The 646-nt window shown below is 28.8% G+C and carries 1 pseudogene; it reads right to left on the reverse strand.

The annotated features are described in order from the left end of the window. Positions 1 to 323: 323 nt before the first annotated feature. Positions 324 to 569: pseudogene (locus tag HXZ74_RS17165) on the reverse strand (OsmC family protein); the annotation flags it as partial. Between the last annotated feature and the right edge of the window lie 77 nt (positions 570 to 646).

Raw genomic sequence — 646 nt, forward strand, 5'->3', positions numbered from 1 at the left:
TTTGCTGTTGTTAAAAGAGAGGAACCTTTTGTAAAATTAATTGCTTAAATAGTTGGTTTTATCTTAGAATGCTCAGTATCTAAGTCTTAGTAAAGCGAAATTACCAGAAGAAGGTAAAAGTAGATATAGTATTGCTTTGCAAGTTCTTAATTTAAAAAATAGAGAGTTATTATTTTCTCAGCAAAGAAATTTTGAGTTAAATAATACAACATTAACTAAATCTCCAGAATTTATTACGTCTTATGAGGAAAATTATTTTATTAATAATTTTTCAGATATTTTTAGAAATATAATAAATTATTAAAACCGAGTTTAGCTCGGTTTTATTTTGCGCTACATTTTGCGTGATGATATACAGGAAAATTGCATGAATTCGCAATAAAACACAATTCATTTGCCTTTTTGTGTAGCGAAAGCGCCAACTCAATTTGTGATGAATCAGAAATAATGATTTCAGGGAATAAATCTACTTTTACAATCTTTCCGCTTCCATCAGGATTGACTTGCAGTGTAGCTTCTGAATGATCTTGGTAAGAAATTACTTCAATTTTATATTGCATACAACAATAGTAACTGTTGCACAACTCCAATTTACAGTAAAAAACAGAATATATGACCTCGTTTAAGCCTTTTTAAGCGAGGTTTA

Source organism: Empedobacter sp. R750, from assembly GCF_030324345.1.
GTDB lineage: Bacteria > Bacteroidota > Bacteroidia > Flavobacteriales > Weeksellaceae > Empedobacter > Empedobacter falsenii_C.